Genomic DNA, 3740 nt, shown 5'->3' on the forward strand with positions numbered 1-3740 from the left:
GCCGGTCGCGAACCCGGCGGTGACCAGGCCGGCGAGGAACAGGCCCGGCCCGGCGAGCAGCGCGGGTACCGGCCCGAGCCGGTCGCTGACCCGTCCGGAGAGGACGGTCGCCATCACGCTGGCGGCGAGGAACGCGGTGAAGGGCCAGGAGTAGAGCGCCTCCCCGTGCAGGTCGGCGACCATCGTCGGCATCGCGGTGCTGACCCCGAGGTGCTCGAAGGCCGCGATCGTGACGAGCATCGTCATGCCGATCGTCGTGGCCCGGTAGCTCCCGCGCCACAACGATCCGGCCGCCTCGGCCCTGGTCTGCTCGATCTGCACGCTCACAGGATTCATGGTGCAACCTCCATCGCGCTGGAGGTCCAGTCCAGGTCACCGATCGCGACGGAGGAGGGCCGTCCAGAGGAAGGGCTCGCCGAAGCAGTCCGACTCGGGCGGTTCGTCCCGCATGCGGCGTAGCTCCACCTCGGTCAGGTCGGCGAAGATCCAGCGCAGGGACTCCGGCGTGAACGCCAGGCCGCCCTCCAGCCGGCCGACGCGGTACAGGTCGGCGTCGGGGATCTGCGAGCCCATCGCGCCGGCGGCGAAACACGTCAGCGCGAAGTGGCCGCCCGGGGCCAGGTGCCGGTCGAGCAGGGCGAGGTAGCCGATCCGGCGGTGTGGCGGCAGGTGGTGCAGGCAGCCGGAGTCGTAGACGAGGTCGTACGGCCCGTCGAGCTCCGTCGCGAACGCGTCCGCGCGCCGGAAGGCGACCTCCACGCCGGCCTCGCGGGCGCGCTCGCGTCCCCACGCGATGGCCGTCGGGGACAGGTCGACGGCGTCCACGTCGAAGCCCGCGGCGGCCAGGTACACCGCGTTGCGGCCGGGCCCGCAGCCGAGATCCAGCGCGCGGCCGGGAGTCAGCAGCCCTCGAGCGAGGTAGCCGGCGAGGTTCTCGTCCGGCTTGGCCACGAAGAAGGGAACGTCCCGGTCGCGGTCGGCGTAGAAGCCGTCCCACCAGTCGCTGCCCCCGTCGCTCCAGCGGTCCGCGCCGGGCGCGAAGAGGCGGTCCAGCATCGCCAACACGTCGTCGACCGAACGAATATTCCGTTGCACCAAGCCATTTTAGTGCCGTCCGCCAGCCGGAACCGCAGCGCGACCGGCAGCACCGGCACGCCGCCGTCGATCGCCGCCTGGCACATCGCGGGGCGGAACCGGCCATGGGTCAGCCCACACCACGTCGTGCCCTCGGGCGTCACGCCGGTCGACGTGCTCGAGTCCGAGCAGGACGAACAGGTCGGCCACGCCGAAGTCCGCGTCGTGCGCCGGGGGTCCGCACACACAGGCCCCGAGCCGCAGGTAGCCCTTCAGCAGCGGCGGCAGCACGACCCGGCTCGGAACCTCCACATCGGACGGCTCCCACGGCCGCAGCGGGCGGACCCGGTACCGCGGCGGCGCGTAGTGCTTGTCCCGCACGGTCTGCCAGACGCCCGCGGCGAGCCTGCCGCCGTCGGCGAGCGGGACCGACGCGCAGCCGGCGAGCCAGCGGTGGCCGGACAGCAGCAGGTACCGCGCGATGCCGGCCCAGACGAGGCTGACCACGGCGCCGGTCCGGTGGCCGGGGTGGACGCACGAGCGGCCGGTCTCGACGAGCGCGCCGCGCAGCCCGTCGATGGCCCTGAGGTCGAACTCGGTCTCGGAGTAGAGCATCCCGGCGTCGGCCACCCGCTCGGGCGGCAGCATCCGGTAGCAGCCGACGATCTCGCCGGTGCGGTCATCTTTTACGAGCAGGTGGTCGCAGTGCTCGTCGAACGCGTCGACGTCCACCCCGGGCACGAGCGTGTGCAGGGTCGCGCCCATCTCCTCGGCGAAGACGCGATACCGGAGTCGTTGCGCGGCAAGGACTTCCTCGCCATCGCGGGCCACCAGCAGCGAGTACCGGGGCCGCGCCGTTCCATCACCTGTGGTGCTGACGAGTAGCTCTGCCTGCGTCATGCCTCAGGTTGCACGCGGCCCCCGGCAAACCTCACGTGTCACTTGGCGTGACACCTCGATGGCGGAAAGGTGAACTCAGCCCTTCCGCTTCTCGGCTTCCTCCGTGAGCTGCGGCGCGACCTTGAACAGGTCGCCCACGACGCCGAAGTCGGCGATCTCGAAGATCGGTGCCTCCGGGTCCTTGTTGACCGCGACGATGGTCTTCGACGTCTGCATGCCGGCGCGGTGCTGGATCGCGCCGGAGATGCCCAGTGCGATGTACAGCTGCGGCGACACGGTCTTGCCCGTCTGGCCCACCTGGAACTGCGCCGGGTAGTAACCCGAGTCGACCGCCGCGCGCGAGGCGCCCACGGCCGCGCCGAGGGCGTCGGCCAGCTTCTCCACCACCTCGAAGCTCTCCGCGCTGCCCACGCCGCGGCCGCCGGACACGACGACGGACGCCTCGGTGAGCTCCGGACGGTCGCCGCCGACGACCGGCTCGCGGCCGGTGATCCTCGCGGACTTCGCCGGGTCGACCGCCGGCACCTCGACGGCCTCCTCGGCCGCCGCGCCCTGGGCCTGCTCGGCCTCGAGCCCGCCCGGCCGCACGGAGATCACCGGGGTGCCCTTGGTGACCTTGGACTTCACCACGAACGCGCCACCGAAGACGGACTGCGTCGCGGTCACGTCGCCGCCCGCGCCCTCCAGGCCGATGACGTCGACCAGCAGGCCGCCGTCGATGCGGATCGCGAGGCGGCCCGCGACCTCCTTGCCCTCCGAGCCGGCCGCGACGAGCACGGCGGCCGGGGACGTCCGCTCCACGAGCGCGGCGAGCACGTCGACCTTGGGGGTCACGAGGTAGCCCGCGGCGTCGTCGGACTCGGCGACGTAGACCTTCTCCGCGCCGTAGGCCGCGAGCGACTCCTTCAGCTTCGCGGCGGTGCCGGGCGCGCCGACCACGACGGCGCTCGGCTCGCCGAGCGCGCGGGCCGCGGTCAGCAGCTCGTAGGTGACCTTCTTGATCTCGCCGTCCAGGTGATCGACGAGGACCAGAACCTCAGTCATTGGTAATCCTCCTCAGATCAGCTTCTGGGCGACCAGGTACTCGGCGATCTTCACGCCGCCGTCGCCGTCGTCCTCGACGCGCTGGCCCGCCTCGCGCGGCGGCTTCGGCGCGGCCTCGACGACCGTCGACCACGCGCTGGCGAGGCCGACCTCGCCCGCGTCGATACCGAGGTCCGCGACGCCGAGCGTCTCGACCGGCTTCTTCTTCGCGGCCATGATCCCCTTGAACGAGGGGTACCTGGGCTCGTTGATCTTCTCCACCACCGACACCACCGCCGGCAGCGCCCCGGTCACCACCGCATACCCGTCGTCGGTCATCCGCCGGATCGTCACCTCCGTCCCGGAGATGTCGACCTTCGACGCCAGCGTCAGCTGCGGCACCCCCAGCCGCTCGGCCAGCATCGCCGGCAGCACCCCGGTCCGCGCGTCGGTCGACTCCGAGCCCAAGATCACCAGGTCGAACCCGGTCCGCTTCAGCGCCTCCGCCAGCACCAGCGATGTCGCCAGCGCATCGGACCCGGCCAGCGCCGCGTCCAGCACGTGCACCGCCTTGTCCGCGCCCATCGACAAAGCCTTGCGCACCGACTCGGCGGCCTTCTCCGGCCCCATCGACAGGATCGTCACCTCGCCGCCCTGGGCCTCGGCGATCCGCAGGCCTTCCTCGATCGCGTACTCATCCAGCTCGTTGATCAGCCCGTCCGGCGATTCCCGGTCAAGCGTCC

At 72.0% G+C, this 3740-nt stretch carries 5 protein-coding genes; all 5 read right to left on the reverse strand.

The window, feature by feature from the left end:
• The coding region (locus VH969_RS12875) for an MFS transporter (protein WP_331973951.1) at positions 1-246 on the reverse strand (246 nt) is incomplete at its 3' end.
• 126 nt (positions 247-372) lie between these two features.
• Positions 373-1095 carry a class I SAM-dependent methyltransferase gene (locus VH969_RS12880; RefSeq protein WP_331973947.1) on the reverse strand — a complete coding sequence of 241 codons (723 nt, stop codon included), beginning with the start codon at positions 1093-1095 and terminating at the stop codon, positions 373-375.
• 9 nt (positions 1096-1104) lie between these two features.
• The gene (locus tag VH969_RS12885) at positions 1105-1974 is read right to left on the reverse strand and encodes a GNAT family N-acetyltransferase (RefSeq protein ID WP_331973948.1); all 870 of its coding nucleotides are present in this window, start codon (positions 1972-1974) and stop codon (positions 1105-1107) included.
• Between the two features lie 75 nt (positions 1975-2049).
• On the reverse strand, positions 2050-3018 hold the full coding sequence (locus VH969_RS12890; RefSeq protein ID WP_331973949.1) for an electron transfer flavoprotein subunit alpha/FixB family protein: 969 nt from the start codon (positions 3016-3018) through the stop codon (positions 2050-2052).
• 12 nt (positions 3019-3030) lie between these two features.
• On the reverse strand, positions 3031-3740 hold a 710-nt coding region (locus VH969_RS12895), incomplete at its 5' end, for an electron transfer flavoprotein subunit beta/FixA family protein (RefSeq protein WP_331973950.1).

This window comes from Actinophytocola sp., from assembly GCF_036555685.1.
Classification (GTDB): domain Bacteria; phylum Actinomycetota; class Actinomycetes; order Mycobacteriales; family Pseudonocardiaceae; genus Actinophytocola.

Excerpts from the sequence above, each read along its gene's own strand:
- VH969_RS12890 (WP_331973949.1), bottom strand. The coding sequence starts at position 3,018 with ATGACTGAGGTTCTGGTCCTCGTCGATCACCTGGACGGCGAGATCAAG.
- VH969_RS12885 (WP_331973948.1), bottom strand. The coding sequence starts at position 1,974 with ATGACGCAGGCAGAGCTACTCGTCAGCACCACAGGTGATGGAACGGCG.